The organism is Dysgonomonas termitidis (assembly GCF_042654545.1).
Lineage (GTDB): Bacteria > Bacteroidota > Bacteroidia > Bacteroidales > Dysgonomonadaceae > Dysgonomonas > Dysgonomonas termitidis.
The window spans coordinates 1-21,985 of the sequence record NZ_JBHSGN010000009.1; the positions used below are offsets into that span (position 1 = coordinate 1).

Annotated in this window: 16 protein-coding genes and 1 pseudogene; 12 read left to right on the forward strand and 5 right to left on the reverse strand. The window is 42.7% G+C overall.

Features of this window, described 5'->3' with window-relative positions; genetic code table 11:
* Positions 1-138: 138 nt before the first annotated feature.
* From ACFO6W_RS01425 to ACFO6W_RS01435, 3 genes are all read left to right on the forward strand, one after another.
* A complete protein-coding gene (locus tag ACFO6W_RS01425; RefSeq protein WP_379993522.1) occupies positions 139-1,356 on the forward strand; it encodes a C45 family peptidase in 1,218 nt (405 codons plus the stop codon).
* A gap of 42 nt (positions 1,357-1,398) precedes the next feature.
* The gene (gene lpdA, locus ACFO6W_RS01430; protein WP_379993523.1) at positions 1,399-2,751 is read left to right on the forward strand and encodes a dihydrolipoyl dehydrogenase; all 1,353 of its coding nucleotides are present in this window, start codon (positions 1,399-1,401) and stop codon (positions 2,749-2,751) included.
* 195 nt (positions 2,752-2,946) lie between these two features.
* On the forward strand, positions 2,947-3,483 hold the full coding sequence (locus tag ACFO6W_RS01435; RefSeq protein ID WP_379993524.1) for a DUF4251 domain-containing protein: 537 nt from the start codon (positions 2,947-2,949) through the stop codon (positions 3,481-3,483).
* A gap of 376 nt (positions 3,484-3,859) precedes the next feature.
* On the opposite strand, the gene ACFO6W_RS01440 is transcribed toward ACFO6W_RS01435, so the two are convergent.
* The 5 genes from ACFO6W_RS01440 to ACFO6W_RS01460 form a co-directional block, all read right to left on the reverse strand.
* On the reverse strand, positions 3,860-5,161 hold the full coding sequence (locus ACFO6W_RS01440; RefSeq protein ID WP_379993525.1) for an NAD(P)/FAD-dependent oxidoreductase: 1,302 nt from the start codon (positions 5,159-5,161) through the stop codon (positions 3,860-3,862).
* A 106-nt stretch (positions 5,162-5,267) separates the two neighbouring features.
* A complete protein-coding gene (locus ACFO6W_RS01445) occupies positions 5,268-5,948 on the reverse strand; it encodes a DedA family protein (protein WP_379993526.1) in 681 nt (226 codons plus the stop codon).
* Positions 5,949-6,098: 150 nt separating this feature from the next.
* Positions 6,099-6,641 carry a DJ-1 family glyoxalase III gene (locus ACFO6W_RS01450; RefSeq protein WP_379993527.1) on the reverse strand — a complete coding sequence of 181 codons (543 nt, stop codon included), beginning with the start codon at positions 6,639-6,641 and terminating at the stop codon, positions 6,099-6,101.
* Between the two features lie 6 nt (positions 6,642-6,647).
* Entirely contained in the window at positions 6,648-7,511 is an 864-nt protein-coding gene (gene tolA / locus ACFO6W_RS01455) for a cell envelope integrity protein TolA (RefSeq protein ID WP_379993528.1), read from the reverse strand.
* Between the two features lie 3 nt (positions 7,512-7,514).
* Positions 7,515-8,249: a pyridoxine 5'-phosphate synthase gene (locus ACFO6W_RS01460; RefSeq protein ID WP_379993529.1), complete on the reverse strand. Its 735-nt coding sequence runs from the start codon at positions 8,247-8,249 to the stop codon at positions 7,515-7,517.
* 285 nt (positions 8,250-8,534) lie between these two features.
* Here ACFO6W_RS01460 and ACFO6W_RS01465 point away from each other — a divergent pair, with 285 nt between their 5' ends.
* The 9 genes and pseudogenes from ACFO6W_RS01465 to ACFO6W_RS01505 form a co-directional block, all read left to right on the forward strand.
* Positions 8,535-9,404, forward strand: coding sequence for an NAD kinase (locus ACFO6W_RS01465; protein ID WP_379993530.1), 870 nt, complete (start codon positions 8,535-8,537; stop codon positions 9,402-9,404).
* Between the two features lie 332 nt (positions 9,405-9,736).
* A complete protein-coding gene (locus ACFO6W_RS01470) occupies positions 9,737-10,582 on the forward strand; it encodes a hypothetical protein (RefSeq protein WP_379993531.1) in 846 nt (281 codons plus the stop codon).
* A gap of 387 nt (positions 10,583-10,969) precedes the next feature.
* Positions 10,970-14,236: a SusC/RagA family TonB-linked outer membrane protein gene (locus ACFO6W_RS01475; RefSeq protein WP_379993532.1), complete on the forward strand. Its 3,267-nt coding sequence runs from the start codon at positions 10,970-10,972 to the stop codon at positions 14,234-14,236.
* 13 nt (positions 14,237-14,249) lie between these two features.
* Entirely contained in the window at positions 14,250-16,145 is a 1,896-nt protein-coding gene (locus ACFO6W_RS01480) for a SusD/RagB family nutrient-binding outer membrane lipoprotein (protein ID WP_379993533.1), read from the forward strand.
* 145 nt (positions 16,146-16,290) lie between these two features.
* On the forward strand, positions 16,291-17,457 hold the full coding sequence (locus tag ACFO6W_RS01485; RefSeq protein ID WP_379993534.1) for an exo-beta-N-acetylmuramidase NamZ family protein: 1,167 nt from the start codon (positions 16,291-16,293) through the stop codon (positions 17,455-17,457).
* A 44-nt stretch (positions 17,458-17,501) separates the two neighbouring features.
* Positions 17,502-18,965: a sodium:solute symporter gene (locus ACFO6W_RS01490; protein ID WP_379993535.1), complete on the forward strand. Its 1,464-nt coding sequence runs from the start codon at positions 17,502-17,504 to the stop codon at positions 18,963-18,965.
* Positions 18,966-18,998: 33 nt separating this feature from the next.
* Positions 18,999-19,862, forward strand: a complete 864-nt coding sequence (locus ACFO6W_RS01495) for an ATPase (RefSeq protein WP_379993536.1) — start codon at positions 18,999-19,001, stop codon at positions 19,860-19,862.
* A gap of 20 nt (positions 19,863-19,882) precedes the next feature.
* Positions 19,883-20,704 carry an N-acetylmuramic acid 6-phosphate etherase gene (murQ, locus tag ACFO6W_RS01500; RefSeq protein WP_379993537.1) on the forward strand — a complete coding sequence of 274 codons (822 nt, stop codon included), beginning with the start codon at positions 19,883-19,885 and terminating at the stop codon, positions 20,702-20,704.
* Between the two features lie 75 nt (positions 20,705-20,779).
* A pseudogene (locus ACFO6W_RS01505) lies at positions 20,780-21,967 on the forward strand (serine hydrolase domain-containing protein); the annotation flags it as partial.
* Between the last annotated feature and the right edge of the window lie 18 nt (positions 21,968-21,985).

The window sequence follows — 21,985 nt, forward strand, 5'->3', positions numbered from 1 at the left end:
AAGTTTTACATCTTACGAGTTATTGACTGATGACTGTTTACTGTTAACTGATATATCTGTTACCTTTGTTACTTTTTTACAATATATAATTAATAAGCGTAAAATAAAGTCTATCTTTAAAGGATAAAATTTGAAACTATGAAGCGGACACTATGTATATTTTTCTTATTCATCATCATATCTTTTCCTGCACTGGCCTGTACCACTGCCATTATTTCGGGTAAATACATCGCCGATGGCCGTCCGTTGCTCTACAAGCACAGGGATACAAGCAGCCTGCAAAACAAACTGATGTACTTTACCGATGGCAAGTACAGTTATGCAGGCATTGTAAACAGTTCGGATAAGGCAGGCAAAGAAGTATGGGGAGGCTATAACTCCACCGGATTCGCCATAATGAATTCGGCTTCTTACAACCTCAACCCCGATGAAGCCGGTAAAGACGAGCTCGAAGGCGTGGTTATGAAACTGGCATTGCAACGCTGTGCCACTCTGGCCGACTTTGAACGCCTGTTGGACTCATTGCCCAAGCCGATGTATGTGAGTGCCAACTTCGGAGTGATAGATGCGCAGGGTGGCGCAGCCTATTACGAAACAGGAGATTATACATACAAAAAGTTCGACGCCAACGATACCAATACCGCCCCTCTGGGGTATATTGTCCGCACAAACTACTCTTTTTCCGGCGATAGGGAACGCGATAAGGGCATAAGCCGCTATCAGGCTGCCGAACCTCTGTTCTATCAGGCATCGTTATCAAATTCTTTCTCATACAGATTTTTATTGCAAGATGTATCCCGCCATCTTACACACGGATTGACAGGAGTAAATCTATATGACCTGATACCGGAGAATACCAACAAACGGATGTTCGTACCCTTCAGGGATTTTATCCCCCGCTATAGCACATCATCCGCTATGGTTGTACAGGGTGTAAAGGAAAACGAATCGCCCGCCCTTACCACAATGTGGACAATACTGGGTTCACCGCTTACAACCGTTGCAATACCGGTATGGCTGAGCAAAGAGAATATCTGCCCTTCCATACTTCTGGCCGATGAAACAGGCAATGCAAAACTTTGCGACTGGTCGCTCCAGCTGAAAAAACAGCTTTTCCCCATTACGCGCGGAGAGGGTACAGATTATATAAATCTTACAGCACTAATTTCCGCAGATGGAAATGGTATTATGCAAAAGGTTCAATCTTATGAAAACAGGATACTGAATGATGCCGATATATTACTCAGCAAATGGAGGACCAATGGATATGATTTAAAAAATCTGAAAGATTTCTGCCATCAGACAGATGTAGGTGTTGCAGACCTGTACTTTACAACATTCGCTATCCCTAAATAAAAGAAACATAATAAAAATAAACCTTTAACTTCCTATATTACTATGCTGTACGACATTGCCATTATCGGTGGAGGCCCTGCCGGATATACCGCCGCAGAAAGAGCTGCCGCAAACGGATTAAAAACTATTTTATTTGAAAAAAATGCATTAGGCGGTGTTTGCCTGAACGAAGGATGTATCCCTACCAAGACACTGCTGTATTCTGCCAAGACATTAGACAATATAAAACATTCGGCAAAGTATGGAGTATCAGTCGAAGGGCAGCCGGGTTTTGATTTAAGTAAAATAATCGCCCGCAAACAAAAGACCGTTCGTAAACTGGTAGCCGGCATCAAACAGAAAATGGCCGCTCACGAAGTGGAAATTATCGGTGCGGAGGTACATCTTATCGGAGAAGATAACAGCCGGAACATACTAGTAGGCAATGATGACGAAACATATACAGCAAAATATGTACTGCTCTGCACAGGCTCCGAAACAATAGTGCCGCCCATTAAGGGACTAGACTCAAGTGGCTACTGGACATCGAAAGAAGCGCTGGACAACAAGGAAGTACCCAAATCGCTGGCAATCATAGGCGGAGGAGTTATCGGTGTGGAATTTGCCTCATTCTTTAACAGCCTCGGTGTAAAAGTCAGCGTCATAGAAATGCTGCCCGAAATACTCGGCGCTATGGATAAGGAACTGTCCGCCATGCTCCGTACCGAGTACGCAAAAAAAGGTATTGATTTTTACCTCGGTACAAAAGTAGTGGAAATAAAAGACGGGGAGGTAATTATTGAAAAAGACGGGGAGCAATCATCTGTCGAAGCAACCCAAATACTGCTAAGCACAGGCAGGCGACCGGTTACAGCAAACCTGAATCCGGAAAAACTGAATATTGAAATGCACCGCAACGGAATAAAAGTCGACGAATTTATGAGGACATCGCATCCCCGCATATATGCCTGCGGAGATATTACAGGCCATTCACTGCTTGCCCATACCGCTGTGCGTGAAGGGGAGGTGGCCGTAAACCATATTTTCGGTAAAGCGGACAGGATGAGTTACAAAGCGATCCCGGGAGTAGTATATACCAATCCCGAAATAGCGGGAGCAGGACAAACCGAAGAAGAACTTATTGCAAAAGGCATAAAGCATACCGTACTGAAACTACCGATGGCATACTCAGGACGGTTTGTGGCAGAGAACGAGTTGGTTAATGGAATGTGCAAATTAATAACCGGTGAAGACGAAAAGATCATAGGCTGCCATATGCTGGGCAATCCGGCTTCGGAGCTGATTGTTATCGCAGGCATAGCCATAGAGAAAGACTTTACTGTGGAAGAGTTCCGTAAGATTGTATTTCCTCATCCTACCGTGGGAGAGATCATTCACGAAACCTTATTTATATAAAATTGAGGATTAATCTTTTACCTGTATTAACAAAACCCTGCTGAATAGTTAAACCATTCGTTAACAGGTTTTGTTATATTTTAAGTAACTGTTTAAATTTATTGGTATCCTATTATGAATAATATTGCCGCGCCTTCGTTTCCGCGACCGTTAATTCAAAAAGTTACCAGGTATATCTTAAAAAAAGGAAAGATTATGAAAGCAATTGTATTTCTATTATCATCAATCCTGTTAATCTTTGCAGGATGCAAAACTCAGCAGGACCCGCTCAAAGCTGCGGCCGAAGAAGCGGAACAGAGAATGTGGTTTGAAAAGGCAGTCCAGGCGCTCAACGACAGGGAATTCGTATTGGAAGCCGACCGTATCGATTTTAAATACGGACGTTTTGTTTATGTAAGCGCCAACACAAATTTCATCTCCATGCATCAGGATAAGGCGACTATTCAGATGGCTTTCAATTCGCCCTATGCAGGCCCTAACGGGATCGGTGGTATCACTGTAGACGGAAAAGTGTCGAACGTAAAAATGCAATCGGATAAGAAAGGCAACATTACCTTTAGCATGACCGTGCAGGGAACGGCAGTTTCAGCCAATGTCACGTTACGGCTGACCAACGGTTCCAATCAATGTAATGCAACCATAAATCCGAACTTTAACAGCAACAGAATAGAATTCAGCGGAAATCTATATCAGGAAGCTGATTCGAATGTATATAAGGCTATGTCTTTATAGAGAGATACACAAGATACAGATAAGGTTGCTAACAGTTAAAGGCTGTTAGCCGGAGTTCTTTGAAAGAATGAAATGGCCCCCTAAATTGGCTCCGCCGAACGTTGTTTCCCCTCGGGGGACTTACAATGTGGGTAAAAAGTAATAAGTAAAAAAGTGTTACCTTTTAACAGTTACAGGTTACTTCGCCCTAGGGCAGTTACGAGTTACGAGTAGACAAGATACGAGATACAAAATACAAGTTGTTCACTGTTTACTGTTCACTGTTTACTGTTCACTGTTTACTGTTTACTGTTCACTGTTTACTGATATATCTGTTACCTTTGTTACTTTTTGATAAATGAGAGCTTTATGGATATGAATTGTAACTTCATTAGAGTTACAATTCATCTTTATACATCTTATTAAACTTTGGTTTAATAAACAAACGTAACGATACGTCGTAGTTCAAATAACTCCATACCCAGTCTATGAACACGGAAACTTTATTCCTCATACCTACAATCGACAGTATATGTACCCATAGCCAGAGCCACCAGGCAAACCAGCCTCCAAAACGGAATTTACCCAGATCGGCAACGGCTGCATTACGCCCGATGGTAGCTAATGACCCTTTGTCCGTATAGGTGAATTTTTCCCAACTATCGCTATTGGCCGCAGTATTGAGGTTTTTTGCCAGGCGTTTTGCCATTTGCAGCGCCACCTGCGCCACTTGCGGATGGCCTTTGGGGCTCTTGTCGGATATAAGGATGGCAGTGTCCCCTATGGCGAATATATCGTCATAGCCTTGTACCTGATTGTATTCATTGACAGACAGCCGCCCCCTGTTGTACGCAGTATCTGCGAGTCCTTTCAGGCTGTTCGGCTTTACCCCTGCAACCCAGAATACATTCCGCGTGCGGATGTTAGTCCCGTCGCTAAGTTCTACAAACGGCTTATTGTAAGATTTTACGGATATATCCTGATGGATGATTACACCGCGGCTTCTCAGGGTTTCGGCAGCTTTCTCCGATGCCTGCTCCGACATGGCGAAGAGTAACCGGGGTGAGGCGTCTACGAGATGGATATCCATCTTGGTGAAATCTATTTCAGGATAATCTTTAGGGAGGAAAGATTTCTTCATATCGGCCAGGGCCCCTGCCAGTTCAACACCTGTAGCCCCTCCGCCAACGATGGTAAATGATAGTATTTCTCTAAGTTCGTCATCATCATCCGTACTAAGGGCTTCTTCGAAACTAAGTAATATCCTGTTTCTGAGAAGTAAAGATTCTGACACTGATTTCAGGGCAAAGGTACTGTCTTTCAGACTGTCATTACCAAAATAATTAGTGTCGCATCCTGTTGATATGGCCAGATAGTCATATGAAATATTGCCTATATTTGTGTGTATCACCTTATTCCCGGGGTCAACATTCTGCGCCTCACACATACGGAAATGGAAATTCTTATTCTTTTGGAAATTCTTACGGTGGGGATAGGAAATAGAGCTGGGCTCCAGTCCTCCGGTGGCTACCTGATAAAACAGCGGTTGAAACTGATAGTAATTATTCTTATCTATCAATACTACCTGATATAGGTTCTTGTCCATCTTCTTGGCTAACTCCAGACCGGCGAATCCACCGCCGATGATGACCAGCCTCTTTTTTGTTCCCGCGTCGGGTATGTTTGCTATATTGTTCATAACAATAGTAGTTTATGGTTTTTATTAAATGAAAAACCACTATCACGATAGGAGCAGTTAAGCTCCTGTCAGTGTCAGTGGTAATAGTTTAAGATGTAATATCTTTTTATCCTTTGGCTTTTGTCGCCTTTCTCGCTTCCAATTTAGCCTTTATGACCTCGTATATTGCCGGCAGAATGGATACTATCACAATAAGGATAACTACTTTATCCAGATTCTTCTCAACCCACTCCAGTCGTCCGATGAGGGCTCCCAGGGTACAGAAAATAACCACCCAGGCTATACCTCCTATAACATTAAAAGAGAAGAAATGTTTATAACTCATTCTGCCCATACCCGCAACAAAAGGGGCAAATGTACGTACTATCGGTACGAAACGGGCTAGTATAATGGTTTTACCGCCATGTTTTTCATAAAACTTATTCGTCTTTTCCAGATACTCCTGTTTGAACACTTTGGAATTAGGGTTGCTGAATAGTTTTTGCCCGAAAAAACGGCCGATCGTATAATTGACTGCATCCCCTATAATTGCAGCAACTATAAGTATGGCAACTAAAAAATAAATATGAAGAGGATTATCAGGGCGTACAGCTATGGCTCCGGCCAGGAACAGCAGGGAGTCGCCCGGAAGAAAAGGTGTGACAACCAAGCCGGTCTCGCAGAAAATAATAAGGAATAATATGGCGTATACCCATACTCCATAGTCGGTTACCAGCATATCAAGCGTGCCGCCGGTGTCCCGCAGCAGGTTGAGGAAGAAGTTCCATACTTCATGTAAAAATTCCATTTTCTAAGTTTGAGTTATATTTAAAATATTTAATGCAACATTGTTTTATTATTACTGACGATTGCTGTTACAGATACAAAAGCCATAGTATAAATAGGTCCGCGACCTTAATAACAGAAATGATGAGACAAATCCCATCATTTCGTGTTTTTATTTTACTAATAGTCCGGCAGCTACGGCATCACGCTTTTCCTTTCCGGCCAGTTGTTCTACCAGATTCAGGGCAAAGTCGATTGTAAGTCCGGGGCCACGGCCTGTTGTGATGTTTCCGTCTACTACAACAGATTTATCTGTTTGCAGGGTAGCGCCTTTCAGGTATTGTTCGAAGCCGGGATAACAGGTCGCTTTTTTGCCATCCAGTAATCCCAAGCCGCCTAATACCATCGGCGAAGCACATATCGCTGCTACCTTTTCGCCTTTATTGGCAAAAGCGAGCAACTCTTTTTTCATATCCTCATGTTCATTAAATCGGGTTGTCCCGCCCGGTAATATCAGCAGTTCCGCTTCGGAGAAATTTACCTGGTCAAGCATCAAGTCGGCCGTAACCATTACCTGATGACTGCTCGCCACTTGCCTGCTATCTGTCAGGGATACTGATTTAACATTCAACTCAGCCCGGCGCAGAATATCGATTGTAGCAATCGCTTCAATGTCTTCAAATCCGGTTGTGAGAAATATAAATATAGTCTTCATACCAATTTAATTTAGATTAAACTTATATGTGATCGTTCCTTTTTGATTGGTAACAGAAGATACCGCGTTGAACTTCGTTCTTTTTGCCGCCCTTAATGCTTCGTTGCGCAGATTGGTATTCGGGGTATTGGTTCCTTTCCCTATCATAGCTTCTACGACATCGCCTTTGGCATTCACGAGTATGTCGACAACTACTGTACCATAATCATCCACAGAGTAATTCGGTTTAACAAGTCCTCCACTGCCAAGACTGCGCCCTCCGAGATCGAAAGAGCCCCAGCCCCCTACACCGGATGTCTTGCCGTAGCTCGCATTTCCTGTAGGTACACCCTGTGTTCCCTCTCCGGTGCCTTCTCCACGGCTGCCACTGCCTGTTCCATTACCAAATAATCCTGCCATTTGGTTGTTTATCTGGCCTTTTTTAGCCGCTTCTTGTTGAGCGATACGTTCGGCTTCGGCTTTCTTATGTTGTTCGGCAGCCTCCTGTTGTTTTTTCTCTTCGGCTTTCCGTTTGGCTTCTTTTATAGCTACCGTTTCTTCAAAGTCCTGGGTGACGGCTGTTTTTTGCGTATTGGTTACAGTCGGTTTTGCTTTGACTGTGGTATTCTCTACCATCGGGATGGGATCTTCCACTACATTCGGAGAGGTTGCTTCTGCTGCACCCTGATTTCCATTTCCCCTGCCAAAGGGTTCGTCATCACCGCCCGCATCGGCTACGTTGCCAAACATAACAGGCACTCCACCCAGCTCGTCGGAATGGCGTATGACCGGCGATGGTTTCAAATAGTAAAACAACAGGAACAGGATAATCAGCAGATGAAAACCCGCAGTTCCTATTATACTTATCATTTTATCTTTTTGTGCCTCCATATCTTAATCTAATAATTCGGGAGTTTCTCTTAAACAGTTTTTATAAGCCTTTATAGTCTTCTCCAAGCCCATATACAGTGCATCGCTAATCAGCGCATGACCGATAGAAACTTCGTCGAGCCAGGGAATATTCTTATATAAGAAATGTAGGTTTTCGAGGCTCAGGTCATGCCCGGCATTTACTCCAAGACCTAATTTCTTTGCATGCTTAGCAGCTTCCAGGAAAGATGCGACAGCAGCTTCTTTATTTTTTGCATAGTCATTGGCATACGGCTCGGTATATAGTTCAATCCGGTCGGTTCCGGTTTTAGCGGCGAACTCTATAATCTTCAGGTCGGTTCCGGTAAAGATGGAAGTACGTACACCGACTGCTTTGAATTCGTCAACCAGATCGGACAACAGTTGCTGGTTTTCGACAGTGTCCCAACCCGCATTAGATGTTATGGCATCGGGTTTGTCGGGAACAAGGGTTACTTGTGTGGGCCTGATCGTCGTAATCAGGTCTACAAACTTCTGGGAAGGATAGCCTTCGATGTTAAATTCTGTCCTTACTTTGGCTTTCAGGTCATACACATCCTTAAAGCGGATATGCCTTTCGTCAGGACGAGGATGAACTGTGATTCCTTGTGCGCCAAATTTTTCACAATCAAGAGCTACCTTCAGTACATCGGGGATATTCCCGCCACGCGCATTACGTAAAGTCGCTATTTTATTTATATTTACACTAAGTTTGGTCATAAAAAACAATTAAGGTCACAGACCTATTTATTATTTGGTAAGTAAAAAAACAATAGTAAGTTATGATTTTATATTATATCATTAAATACTCTCTTTTACCTAAAAAACGAACCCTCAAACATCAAATACTAAATCTATCATTATTAAGTTAAAACTTTTTAGCAACTTTGCAAAATGATACGTCATGCAAATGTAATACGAATTGGTGAAATAGTGTGTATCAGTTCCAATTTATTAACAGCTTGACTGTTTATTTGTTTGGTATACATCCAAAATTATAAGATAATGAAGATCGCGATATTCGGGAGTAAACATCAAAAGAAAGAGCAGGTAGAAAAATTGTTCAAAATCCTGCTGGACAATAACACTGAAATATACCTTCAGCAGAAATTCTATAATTATCTTAAAGATGTACTCTTTTTAGAATATGATATTGCCGGTATAATTATGAACGATGAATTCAATGTCGACCTGGTTGTCAGCATCGGCGGTGACGGAACATTTCTCCGCACGGCATCTATCATCGGCAAGAAGAATATACCCATATTGGGTATTAATGCCGGGCGCCTAGGATTCCTTGCAGATGTAGGTGACAAAGACCTCGAGGATACATTTGCCGATATCTTCTCCGGTAATTACCGTATCGAGCATCGCAGCCAGTTGCAATTATCTACCGAGCACAAGGATTATCTTGGCTTCAATTACGCATTGAATGAAATCGCGATATTGAAACAGGATACAGCATCCATGATTACTGTACACGCCCATATCAACGATGAATACCTCACATCGTACGAAGCGGACGGATTGATTATCGCAACGCCGACCGGCTCTACAGCCTATTCGTTGAGTGTGGGTGGCCCGGTAATGACTCCGACTGCAGCAAATATTGTTATAGCTGCCGTTGCTCCCCACAGCCTTAGCAACAGGCCACTGGTAGTGACAGACGATTGTGTGCTTACGCTGGAGGTTGAAAGCCGTAATCAGAATTTCCTTATCTCACTGGACGGGCGTTCCAACATATTTACTACGGGAACCAAACTGATAATAAAGAAAGCCGATTTTACACTGAGAGTTATAAAGCGCAAAGAGAATACTTTTTATAATACATTGCGTAACAAGTTGATGTGGGGTGTTGACCCGCGCCAAAGCTAAGGGTATATAAGCGATAGTATATAAAACGGTAAAAAAGGCTACAGTAAACCGATGTGCCAATTTACCAATATACAAATGTGCCTATCAGCAATCGCCGAAGCGAGGGCGAAACAATGACGTAAAGCAACTATACTGCAAACAGAGAACAGGCAACCTGCACCTTATATACCGTCTACCCGCAACTGCTCTAAAGGAGCCAATTGCCAGCCAGAATTTATATAATATCACATCTATCCGATTTCTGCATATAATTTCTATATTTGCATACATGAAGATTTTTGCATTGATTTATAATATTGGTTTTTATTTTTAATATATACACTTACATAACAATGATACTTTTGGCTGAAAGCGGATCTACTAAAACCGAATGGTGTTTAGTCAATGGAACCTCTGTTTCCGAACATTCCTTTACCGATGGAATAAACCCTTATTTCGAATCGAGAAAAGAAATCAGCCACACTATCAGGCTACAGCTACCCGAAATATTTTTCAAGACAAAGATCCGGGCTATATATTTCTATGGCGCCGGATGCTCTTCCCCTGAGAAAAAAAACGTAGTAAAAGCATCCCTCGAAGCCCAATTCCGCACCCCCGCTTTTGTAGAGAGCGACCTGTTGGGTACCGCCAGGTCTCTGTTTAACGACCAATCAGGAATAGCCTGTATTCTGGGTACGGGTTCCAACTCCTGCTTTTATGACGGAGAAGATATTATAAAGAATGTCCGGCCCCTCGGCTTCATTTTAGGTGACGAAGGCAGTGGTGCTTATCTGGGAAAAGCATTCCTGTCAGATTGCCTGAAAGGACTAGCTCCGGACGAGTTAGTCATTCCTTTCTACAAGAAATATGGCATCAATCCGGAACAAATACTGGATTATATATATAGCAAACCTTTCCCGAACAGGCTTTTAGCGGTACTCTCCTTTTATCTTTCCGAAAACCTCGGCCATCCTTATGTCTACGATTTAGTATATAGCAGCTTCAAGGCTTTTTTCGTAAGAAATGTGTTACAATACGACTGTCAAAACTTTCCTGTGCGCTTCTGCGGATCAGTAGCTAAAAAATATTCAAGCATGCTGAAACAGGTTTCAACAGACCTGGGGATAGCTATAGACAGTATTATCGAAAATCCCGTTGACGGACTGATCAGATATCATCGGAGCAGTCTTAAGTTATGAATTTTTGTTTATAACAATTAATAAAAGTTAATTTAAGGGATCTTTTTCCATTATACCCTAATTTATTTAAATATATTAATTTATATTTGTTAGTGTATTATCGTTTATCAGTTATTAGAATAAAAAACAAAGAAAGCATCAGTTCCGAATTACTTCATTGATAAAACTATAGATCATTGATGTAAAATCTTCTCTGTCTCAAAATGTGAATTTATACTAATTTTAGTATCTAAACATTAATTACATTATTGGCAAATATACCGTTTCGACGTATAACATTGGCATTACGAACCTTATTTTATTGGCAATTGTGCTATAAAAACACTATTTATTTCTATTAAGTAAGTAAGAACTTTCAATTATTATTTAAATTAAACCTATGCTACTATGATCGCATCAAAACAAGCCAGGAAAAGTTTTATAAAGAAACTCTTGTGTGTGTTCTTTTCCGTATTAGTACTATCTAATACAGGGAGCATAAATGTGCAGGCAAATACGGGAAAATCAGGGAATCCCGCCGATTTGCAACAAACGGTAAAAACTATAACAGGTACTGTTATAGACAGAAACGGAGAACCTCTGGTAGGTGTGAGTGTTACAATACAAGGCACAGTTACTGGTACAATGACCGACATATCAGGCAAATATGCAATAACGGTACGGGATAATAATCAGGTGCTGAATTTTTCATATATAGGATTCAAATCTATCTCAGTAGAGGCTAAAAACAATGTAATCAATATCACTATGGAAGAAGATGCCCAGATGATGGATGAAGTTGTAGTAACCGCAATGGGTATAAAAAAGGAAAAAAAAGCATTGGGTTATTCTGTTCAGGATCTCAATAGCAAAGAGTTAATGAAAAACAAGACTGCGAACCCGATCAACTCTCTGGCGGGTAAAATCGCAGGTGTAAATGTCACTCAGGCTAGTGGTGGAGCCGGAGCCGGAGCCAACATCATCCTTCGCGGCGGAACCTCCCTGGAACGGGACAACCAGCCGCTATTTGTCGTAGATGGTATTATTTATGACAATTCTACCAGTATAAATGGTAACAGCGCCTTTGACGGAGCACAATCCACCAACTCAACTTATAGTAACCGTGTAATGGACATCAATCCGGAAGATATAGAAAATATATCCGTTCTGAAAGGCCCTGCGGCGGCAGCGCTATACGGATCGCGCGCGGCAGCCGGGGTGGTACTGATAACAACAAAAAAAGGATCTGAAGGTTCGGTATCCGTCAGTTTAAACTCCAGATTTCAAACGAATTGGGCTAACCGGTTACCCGAACAACAAAGTCTATATAAAAGGGGTTCTTACCAGCAAGACGGCTCACTGATGGAAGGAGATGCCACCACCACAATGAGTTCGTGGGGAGCCAAATTCGGAGCAAATGAAACTATATATAACAACATTGAGGATTTTTTCCAGCCGGCAAATACATGGGATAATTCCGTAAGCATATCGGGAGGCTCCAAAACAGGAAGTTTTTATTTCTCTGCTTCCAATTTTGATCAAACGGGTATTATCCCGAACTCTTCTTACGATAAAAGTACGTTCCGTTTCAACGGCGAACAGAAATACGGAATATTAAAAGTCGGCGCAAACGTAGCATTTTCAATTGCAGACCAACTCAGTTCACTGACATCGGGAGGACTATATGGTTCAAACGGCGAAGGTGCCGTACAGGCCGCTTACATCTGGCCGCGCAATCTGGATATGAACTATTGGTTGAATGAAGACGGGACAAAACACCGTTTGTTTGACTGGGATTTGGTGCAAAACGACTATGACAACCCTTATTGGATCTTAAACAAAATGCCAAGAAAAGATAAGACAAAACGTTTTACGGGTAGTGTCAACGTCGGCCTGGATATTACCGACTGGTGGAGTGTCAACGCCACGCTGGGTATAGACCGCTATACCACCAATGCGTCGCGTTTTTCTGCACCTGGTTCCGGAATCTCTCTCATCTATCAAAAAGGCTTATTGTCCGAAAACGACAGGACGTATGAGTACTCAACTACCAATGTTATGACGAATTTCCATAAACAATTCAGCGATTTCGACCTGAATTTGTTATTGGGGACAACAAGCGAAGCCACATCAGTAATTTATAACGGCAGAAAAGCATGGAATTTCATTATTCCCGAATTCTATGTCGTAACAAATGTGGCAAATACTGACCTTGCCATCGCGCAGTCGAAAAGCAAAAAAAGATTAGTAGGAGCCTACGGCGAATTCAGAGCTTCCTACAAAAATTTTGCATACCTCACTTTTACCGGACGTAACGACTGGACATCCACACTCCCTATTAATTCCCGTTCTTATTTTTATCCATCGGTATCGGGTAGTATCCTCTTCACCGAGCTTCTGCCCAAAAGCGATATATTGTCGTTTGGAAAAGTACGCGCGTCCTGGGCAAGAGTAGGTAAGGATGCTGACCCCTATGTAACCAATACCTATGTTAACGCTCCCGAATTTACTAATTATAACAATGGGGACGGTTTGGGTATTCGTGACGAATGGACACAAGGCAATCCGTTTTTGATTCCCGAAATCACCGAATCGCAGGAATACGGGTTCGACCTCAAATTATTCAACAACAGGCTGGGAATAGAATACACCTACTACCAGAATAAAAGTAAAAACCAATTGATGCAACCACGCGCCAGCCAGACAACCGGTTATATACTTAAGACCACAAACGCCGGAGTTATTAACAATAAAGGTATGGAGTTGGCGATAAATGTAGTACCCGTAAAAACCAAAAACTTCACATGGGACCTCACCATCAACGCTTCGGGCAATAGGGGTACAGTAGACGAGCTACTACCCGGAATGGAAATATTGTATGTCACCGACGCGCAAGTAGGCAATGCCAAAGCGGCCTCCTTCAACAAAGGAAACTTTATGGGAATCTCCGGTTCGGAATGGCTGAGAAGCCCGGAAGGTTATCTGGTTTTAAACCCTGAATCGGGTATGCCTACTTCCGATGGTTTGGCAACTCATGAAATTGGAAACAGGGAACCTAAAGTATTTGGAGGCATCAACAATAGCCTTCAATATAAGAACTGGAATCTTTCCTTCCTTCTGGACTACAGAATAGGTGGAGATGTTTATAACGGTACTAACCATTACATGACAAACAACGGAACAAGTGCACTTTCTGCGAACCGTGACAAACTATCCATCACCGGCGTGGTGCAAACCGGTGAAGACATTGGCCCGAACGGAGAAAAAATACCCGTTTACTCGGAACCAAAAACATTCGAATATGAAGCGGGGAAAATGTATAAAGTAGGAAATCTGGATCTGAGCGGCGAATATATTATCAATAATTATTATTGGCAAAACGCTTATAACCTTGAGTCAGCCAATTATATGACAAATGTAAATTGGCTGAGACTTCGGAATGTCTCCCTGTCATACACATTTTCGCAAAGCACATTGAAAAAGTTGAAAGGAATAAAAGGATTGACAGTAACTGCATCGGGAACCAATCTTTTGCTGTGGACCAATTACAAAGGCATGGACCCTGAAACATCGGCAGCAGGTTCCGGTGCCGTAGGATCCAGTTCCGTGGGTATTGACTATTGCGGTATCCCTGCGTTGGCAGGTTTTTCATTCGGACTCAATATAACATTTTAAAATCAACATGAAAATGAAAAAAATAGTTTACATAATAATAGGATTCTTGCTGTTGTTAAACTTTTCAGCATGTCAGGATTGGTTAGACGTGAACGAAAATCCCAGCAAGGCCAACAATACTGTGCCTACACCCGACCTCCGGTTGAGGTCTATCCAAATGCAATTTATCGACGCATACGAATCTTCGGGTACGCGGGCTTCATGGATCACTCAAAATATTACCAAAGTACCAGCTAATAACAATAACGATAAGATACAAAGGTGGGACTGCCCTCTTGCCTCCACTACGTGGCCCTATCAGGCTTGGTTTGTATATTGTGCATCCAATCTGCAACCTTTGATCGACAAGGCTACGGCCGAAGAAGCATGGCAGTATGTGGGCGCAGCTCAGCTAATTCACGCCTGGGGTTTTATGCTGATGCTGGACATGTATGGGGAAATGCCTTACACGGAAGCCTTGGGAACAAGCATTACACCTAAATATGACGACGGGAAAACCATTTACTACGGCTGTATGGACATGCTTGAAAAAGCGATCGAGAATCTTTCGAGAAGCCAACCGGCGACAGCAACTCCATTATCAAACGGAGATATATGGAACGGTGGCGATCAACAAAAGTGGATTAAACTGGCATACGGTCTGAAAGCGCGCTGGCTCAACAATCTGAGTAAAAAATCATTTTATAACCCCGATGCTGTATTGGAAGCGTTGTCAAAAGCACCTCAGTCGGTAGCAGACAACACTGTAATGCGCTTTATAAACACCGCGTCCACGGACAAAGCCGGCACCGTAGCGGCATTACAGCATACAAATGTTGGTGCTACAGCTTCCCGCATGTCGAAATGGTATACCGACCTGCTGACAAACACATATACCGGAGGTTCCGGCGTAAAGGACCCGCGTGCCACACGGATTATTCCAAGTGCGGAGTTCTATAACCCGGCCACAGGGTTAAAAGAATGGAGATTGTCGAAAGGAGTTGACCTCATTTATTCGGACATCCGGACAAAAAGCGGTCCCGTAGCATTCGAAATCACAGCGACAAAACCTGATCCCACAACTACACATCCATCAGGTTTTGTGAGAGCCACCGCGGCGCAAAAAAGCGATCCGGCATTTACCAACAGGTGGTTTACAACAAACACTACAGCGGCAAGACAAGGCGACTCCGTATATATTTCCGTCTATTCCGATCGTCTGGATTGGATAATCGGCAAGGGAGACGAAACAAACGACCGCTATCTTGCCTATCGTTACAATGGCGTCACTGAAGCCAATCCTAACTACAACAACAGCATAATCAATGTTACTTCCACAGGAAGTTTCTATATCCGTGCCGACGCTCCCGCCCACCTGGTATGTTACCACGAAATGTGTTTTATCAAAGCGGAGGCCATGTTTCGGAAAGGAGATAAAGGGGGTGCTTTGACCGCCTACAAAGCCGGCATCCGTGCACACATGGAAGCTATGAATGAGAAATTAAAGGATTATCCGCAGGTATTGGGGAAAGAGGTTATAACAGAAACGGAAATATCGGCATTCTTGTCGAGTGCCGCCGTCGCTCAAAGCGCGGGAGAATTGACTATGGCCAAAATTATGCAGCAAAAACAGATCTCCATGTCTTTTACCGTACAAAACTGGACAGATATGAGAAGGTTCAATTACTCGGCTCCCGACTCACAATTCGGCGTTGTATATCCTGATTTTGGTAGGCCTTACGAATTTGACGCGGCAGCTCAGGAATGTTATCCGTCCACCGATCCGAACAATCTCCGTTACTGGCCACGCAGATTTCAGCAATGTACGCATGAGATTACTTATAATATAGAAAATTTACTGGCTTCGAATCCCGAAGCACAAAAACGGACGATATTATCATACCCCGTTTGGTGGGATACTGTTGAATAATTTTGTTTAGCTAGCAATATAATCCCGTTACTAAAAGTAGTAACACCCCTTCGAAACAAGGGGCGATCAACCTGTGTTTGTCCCTTGTTTTTTCCCAGTAATTCATGATTTTTAATTACAAATAAAAAATATTGAACAAAAAAAAATGAAAGTATTTAAACTGCTAATTTTATTGATACTTGTATCGCTTTCCTGTTTCACCCAAAACAATAGGGTGATAGTAGGCGCTGAATCTACAAATGAATTTTTCCCTATACTGAAGAACAAGCGCGTAGCAATAATGTCCAATCATACGGGCATGGTCGGAAAAGAACATTTAGTAGATATATTGGTAAAAAACAAGATCAATATGGTATGTATACTGTCTCCCGAACATGGATTCAGGGGAAATGCCGATGCCGGGGAACATGTATCCAGTTCTGTCGACGAAAAGACCGGAATACCGATACGTTCATTGTATGACGGGAAGGATCAAAAGCCCAGTTCGGATACGATGGATTCATTTGACGTTCTTATTATCGACATCCAGGATGTCGGCCTGAGATTTTATACGTACTACATCACCATGGCCCGGTTAATGGATGCATGCGCCGAATACAACAAGAAAATGATCGTACTGGATCGTCCGAACCCGAACGGTCATTACATAGATGGCCCTATCCTGGATATGAAACACAAATCGGGAGTAGGTTGGCTGCCGATACCTGTCGTACATGGCATGACATTAGGCGAACTGGCTCTGATGATAAACGGGGAAAAATGGTTACCTCAATCCCGTGTCTGCGATGTGACTGTTATTAAATGCAAAAACTATACGCATCAGACATTATACCAGCTGCCGGTCCCGCCATCACCTAACTTACCGAATATGAAGTCGATATATCTTTACCCCTCGACATGCCTGTTCGAAGCCACACCTGTGAGCCTGGGCAGAGGTACGGAATTTCCATTTCAGGTATACGGGCATCCGAATATGAAAGGGTATTCATTTTCGTTCACTCCGCAAAGCATTCCTGGTGCGAAAAATCCTCCGCAGCTCAACCGTGAATGTTTCGGTGTAGACCTCAGGAATATCCCAGATGAAGAAATATTTAAGAAAGGTTTTGACCTGTCATACATCATAGATGCTTATAAAAACTTAAATTTGGACGATCATTTCTTCCGCCCGTTTTTCGAAAAGCTCGTAGGAGTATCTTACATACGGAAAATGATAATGGAAGGGCGGTCGGCTGATGAAATAAAAGAAATGTGGAAAGACGATGTTGAAAAATTCAGGGAACAACGCAAGCCATACCTTTTGTATGCCGAATAGACCTGTAACTTATAACTTATAATTCATAACCCATAACTAAGAACATGAATCCAATATTAATACTTATTACCATCATCTCCTATTTTGCCGTCTTGTTTGGCATATCTTATATAACGAGCCGCAAAGCCGATAATGAAAGTTTCTTTGTAGGCAACCGGAAATCATCGTGGTACATCGTTGCCTTCGCTATGATAGGATCGGCAATATCCGGCGTTACGTTTGTATCCGTACCCGGTATGGTAGCTGTAAGTAATTTTGCCTATTTACAAATGGTAGTAGGTTTTGCTGTCGGACAATTCATTATCGCCTTCCTCCTGATTCCCTTATTTTATAAGATGAACCTGACTTCCATTTATGAGTACCTTGAAAACCGGTTTGGGATAGCATCCTACAAAACAGGCGCATGGTTCTTCTTTATTTCCAAAATGCTAGGGGCGGCAGTACGCTTATTCTTAGTGTGTGCGGTACTCCAATTCCTTGTATTCGAGCCATTCGGTTTACCTTTTATTCTCAATGTAGCGGTATCTATTGCTCTGGTTTGGCTATATACCTACAAAGGTGGCGTAAAAACACTTATCTGGACCGATTCGCTCAAAACCTTATGCCTCATCGTATCGGTGGTTATGTGTATCTATTATATCGCTTCCGATATGGATTTCAGCTTTGGTGGCATGCTATCGTCCATCAATGACAATAAATATTCGCAAATATTCTTCTTTGACGATATTAATGACAAAAGATATTTCTTCAAACAGTTTCTCGCGGGAGTGTTTACGGTGATTGCAATGACCGGACTAGATCAAGACTTTATGCAAAAAAACCTGAGTTGCAAAAATCCGAAAGACTCCCAAAAGAATCTTATCGTAAGTGGTGTGCTTCAGATTGTTATTATTTTATTATTTTTAATGCTTGGAGTACTTTTGTATATGTTTGCAGCAAGCAACAGTATAACTATTCCGGAAAAGAGCGATGAATTATTCCCTATGCTGGCCACAGGCGGATATTTTCCTGTTGTAGTAGGAATATTATTTATCATCGGACTCATTTCGGCGGCTTACGCAGCTGCGGGCTCGGCATTGACATCGCTGACCACATCCTTCACTGTCGACATATTGGGCAGCACTAAAAAAGGGTCGGATAGCACAACAGCCAACAAAAGAAAAAAAGTACACATAGCGATGGCCATTGTTATGGGAGTGGTTATTATTGTTATTAATTTATTGAATAATACGTCGGTAATAAATGCAGTCTATGTTTTGGCAAGTTATACTTATGGGCCGATATTGGGGATGTTTGCTTTTGGTATATTTACCAAACTAACAGTAAAAGATAAATACATACCACTTGTAGCAGTCCTCTCCCCGCTACTTTGTCTTGTAATAGACCTGAATTCTGAAAAATGGCTCAACGGATATTCGTTCAGCTATGAATTACTGATAATGAATGCGGCTTTCACATTCGTCGGCCTGTTATTATTGACAAAGAAAACAAAAACTGAAAAAGAATAAGTACAATTTGGATAACGTAAAGAATAATAAGATATGATTTTATTAGCAGATGGCGGTTCTACCAAGGTTGACTGGTGTTTAATAAATAAAGGTCAACTGATAAAACAGATTTTCACAAAAGGAGCAAATCCATTCTTCTGCACACGCGAAGAAATCAGTGAAGAATTGAGAATCTCTCTTACTCCCTATATATCAGGTCATAAGATAGAAGCCATATACTTTTACGGCGCAGGGTGCGCATTTCCGGAAAAGAATGAAATAGTAAGATCTGCTATCGCCGATAATTTCAAAGTTGACAAGATAGAAGTCGGAAGTGACTTACTCGCTGCTGCCAGAGGGCTATGCGGACACAGTGCAGGTATAGCCTGTATTATCGGGACAGGATCAAACTCTTGTTTCTATGATGGTGAAAAGATCACGTCGAATGTTTCCCCCTTAGGTTATATTCTGGGAGATGAAGGGAGCGGCGCTGCCTTAGGCCGCCTGTTTGTAGGCGCATGCCTCAAAAATCAGTTGACACCGGGTATAAAAGAAATTTTTCTCGGCCGGTACAATCTTACCCCGGGTATTATTCTCGAAAATGTATATCGCCAGCCTACCCCGAACAGGTTTCTGGCAAGCCTGTCTCCGTTCATACTCGAAAACATCAATGACAGCACGGTATATGATCTGATATATAATGCGTTTAAAGATTTCTACATCAAAAATGTAATGCAGTATGAATATGAAGACTATGATGTGCATTTTACCGGATCTGTTGCTTTTCATTATCAGCAAATACTGAGAAAAGCAGGGGATGATTTAGGCCTGAGAATCGGTAAAATCACGCAGTCCCCGATGGAAGGCCTCATCACATATTATAGTAGCCAGCAAGTCGTAGGCACATTTAATTCTTAATTCTTAATTCTTAATTAAAAATGTCCTTTATAAAAATAACAGAACAACCATCATTATATGACAATCTGGAAAACAAATCTGTCCATGAACTTCTGACAGATATTAACAAAGAAGACCAGAAAGTTGCTTTAGCAGTAGAAAAAGCCATCCCTCAGATAGAAAAACTCGTATCGCAGATCATACCTCGTATGCAACAGGGCGGCCGTATTTTTTATATGGGAGCTGGCACCAGCGGAAGACTGGGTGTATTGGATGCATCCGAGATACCGCCTACATTCGGGATGCCGAACACACTTGTGATAGGCCTTATAGCTGGCGGGGATACAGCTTTACGGAATCCGGTAGAAAAAGCGGAAGATAATCCGGAGACCGGATGGCGCGACTTACAGGCATATAACATCAACGAAAAGGACACGGTAATAGGTATTGCGGCATCGGGAACAACTCCTTATGTTATCGGCGCCTTACGCGAAGCACGGAAACACGGAATCCTTACAGGCTCTATTTCCAGTAACCCCGGCTCTCCCCTGTCACAGGAAGCTGATGTACCTATAGAAATGATTGTAGGCCCCGAATTTGTAACCGGTAGTTCCCGTATGAAATCGGGTACAGGCCAGAAAATGATATTGAATATGATTACTACCTCTACCATGATTAAACTGGGACGGGTAAAAGGAAACCGCATGGTAAACATGCAACTATCCAACGACAAGCTTGTAGACAGAGGCACCCGCATGATTATAGACGAATTGGGACTGGACTACGGGCAGGCGCAACGGCTCCTGCTATTGCATGGGTCGGTAAAAAAGGCAGTAGATGCTTACAGAGCCGATCATCAATGATTGACTTTCAGGTGTCAGTATTATAGAGTATTTCGCAGCAAAAAACTTATAACTCATAATTAAAACCAGTCTGACATGATTAAAAGAACAATAATTTTCCCGATATTATTAATCCTGGTATGCAGCACGCTTTACGCACAGTCGCTGCCCCTGGTCAACCCCCAAAAAGCAGGCTTGGATAAGTCCAGGCTGATATATGCAGACAATGCCATTAACCAGTCTGTTCAGGATGGAGACATCCCCGGAGCAGTACTGGCTGTGGTAAGGCATAAGAAACTGGCTTACCTGAAAGCTTATGGTAATAAACAAGTATATCCCGGAACAGTAGCGATGACCACAAATACGGTATTCGACCTCGCATCGTTAAGCAAACCCGTATCCACGGCAATATCTACAATGATATTACTGGAACGTGGACAATTGAGGTTAAGGGACCAGGTGGCTACGTATATACCGGGATTCCAGCCGTGGACAGATACTATAACAGGAAGAAAAAGAAATATAAGAATTGTCGATTTGCTGACCCATACATCAGGACTTCCACCCTATGCTCCCGTAGAAGAATTAAAGAAACAATATACAGTCCCGAATCCGGACGGGCTGATTACATACATATCGAATGTGAAACGCAACAATGAACCGACCAAAGTATTCGATTACAGTTGCCTCAACTTTATAACCCTCCAGCGCATCATCGAGAATATATCGGGTATGAGCCTGCAAAACTTCGCCAGGCAAAATATATTCAACCCACTGGGAATGAAGCATACCGATTACAATCCTACGGGTGAAACGCTCGATTTGACGGCTCCGACCCAAAGACAGGCCGACGGCTCCGTATTAAAAGGAAAAGTACATGACCCGCTGGCCAATATAATGAATGGCGGGGTTTCCGGGAATGCAGGCGTATTCTCCAACGCGGAAGATATTGCCATACTTGCCGCAATGCTGCTGAATGAGGGGGAGATCAACGGTGTACGCATACTGAGCCCGTTGACAGTCCGGGCGATGCGCTCCGTCCCGAAAGGGTTTGAAGAATTCGGACGCTCACTGGGATGGGATGTATATTCCGGCTATGCCAGCGATGGGGATTTATTCGATACGTCGGCATTCGGGCATACAGGCTATACGGGTACATCAATTACCATAGATCCCGGCTCAGGCACCGCAGTCATACTACTAACCAACAGGGTACATCCCGATGATAAAGGAGCAGTATCACGCCTACGCGAGGTAGTGGCGAATGTTGTAGCTGCATCTATAGTAAAGATCAAATGATGG

Excerpts from the sequence above, each read along its gene's own strand:
- ACFO6W_RS01440 (WP_379993525.1), bottom strand. The coding sequence starts at position 5,161 with ATGAACAATATAGCAAACATACCCGACGCGGGAACAAAAAAGAGGCTG.
- ACFO6W_RS01450 (WP_379993527.1), bottom strand. The coding sequence starts at position 6,641 with ATGAAGACTATATTTATATTTCTCACAACCGGATTTGAAGACATTGAA.
- ACFO6W_RS01460 (WP_379993529.1), bottom strand. The coding sequence starts at position 8,249 with ATGACCAAACTTAGTGTAAATATAAATAAAATAGCGACTTTACGTAAT.
- ACFO6W_RS01475 (WP_379993532.1), top strand. The coding sequence starts at position 10,970 with ATGATCGCATCAAAACAAGCCAGGAAAAGTTTTATAAAGAAACTCTTG.
- lpdA (WP_379993523.1), top strand. The coding sequence starts at position 1,399 with ATGCTGTACGACATTGCCATTATCGGTGGAGGCCCTGCCGGATATACC.
- ACFO6W_RS01480 (WP_379993533.1), top strand. The coding sequence starts at position 14,250 with ATGAAAAAAATAGTTTACATAATAATAGGATTCTTGCTGTTGTTAAAC.
- tolA (WP_379993528.1), bottom strand. The coding sequence starts at position 7,511 with ATGGAGGCACAAAAAGATAAAATGATAAGTATAATAGGAACTGCGGGT.
- ACFO6W_RS01470 (WP_379993531.1), top strand. The coding sequence starts at position 9,737 with ATGATACTTTTGGCTGAAAGCGGATCTACTAAAACCGAATGGTGTTTA.
- ACFO6W_RS01465 (WP_379993530.1), top strand. The coding sequence starts at position 8,535 with ATGAAGATCGCGATATTCGGGAGTAAACATCAAAAGAAAGAGCAGGTA.
- ACFO6W_RS01445 (WP_379993526.1), bottom strand. The coding sequence starts at position 5,948 with ATGGAATTTTTACATGAAGTATGGAACTTCTTCCTCAACCTGCTGCGG.
- murQ (WP_379993537.1), top strand. The coding sequence starts at position 19,883 with ATGTCCTTTATAAAAATAACAGAACAACCATCATTATATGACAATCTG.
- ACFO6W_RS01485 (WP_379993534.1), top strand. The coding sequence starts at position 16,291 with ATGAAAGTATTTAAACTGCTAATTTTATTGATACTTGTATCGCTTTCC.
- ACFO6W_RS01490 (WP_379993535.1), top strand. The coding sequence starts at position 17,502 with ATGAATCCAATATTAATACTTATTACCATCATCTCCTATTTTGCCGTC.
- ACFO6W_RS01495 (WP_379993536.1), top strand. The coding sequence starts at position 18,999 with ATGATTTTATTAGCAGATGGCGGTTCTACCAAGGTTGACTGGTGTTTA.
- ACFO6W_RS01425 (WP_379993522.1), top strand. The coding sequence starts at position 139 with ATGAAGCGGACACTATGTATATTTTTCTTATTCATCATCATATCTTTT.
- ACFO6W_RS01435 (WP_379993524.1), top strand. The coding sequence starts at position 2,947 with ATGAAAGCAATTGTATTTCTATTATCATCAATCCTGTTAATCTTTGCA.